We start from the raw sequence: 380 nt of genomic DNA, 5'->3' as shown, positions 1-380 counted from the left end.
CCTCATCCTCGTCGGAATGTTGGTCGGCTTCTGCGCCAGCACACACTTCCACCGTGACAACAACCCTGTCGCTGGCGGCTCCGATATCATGAGCAAGGACGCACGGGAATTCTTGCCCGACACCCAGACCATGCTTCTACTTCCGTTTCTACTCTTGCCGGGTTTCCTCCTGGCCATCAGTTTGGTGGGGATCTGCGGGGTAGCCTACATATACGGGCAAGAGTTCTATCAGTGGATCGCACAGATGCCAGTGCTTGGCTGGTTCGCTCGTCTCTGCCATCCCCTCGTGGCACTCGCTGCCGCACCTACTGACGCCTTCTCGCTCGCGCTGCTGGTCCCGCGACTGGCTCTCAGCTTGACAACGATAGTTTCCGTGGCGC

General features: G+C 59.2%; 1 protein-coding gene. It reads left to right on the top strand.

The genetic code is table 11. The features are described 5' to 3' along the window. Window positions 1–88 precede the first annotated feature (88 nt). Window positions 89–380 (top strand): hypothetical protein (locus tag KDH83_RS31935; RefSeq protein WP_212323203.1); only part of this gene is annotated, 292 nt, incomplete at its 3' end.

The organism is Achromobacter sp. Marseille-Q0513, from assembly GCF_018195695.1.
GTDB lineage: Bacteria > Pseudomonadota > Gammaproteobacteria > Burkholderiales > Burkholderiaceae_B > Achromobacter.
This window is presented reverse-complemented; position numbering and strand designations above follow the sequence as displayed.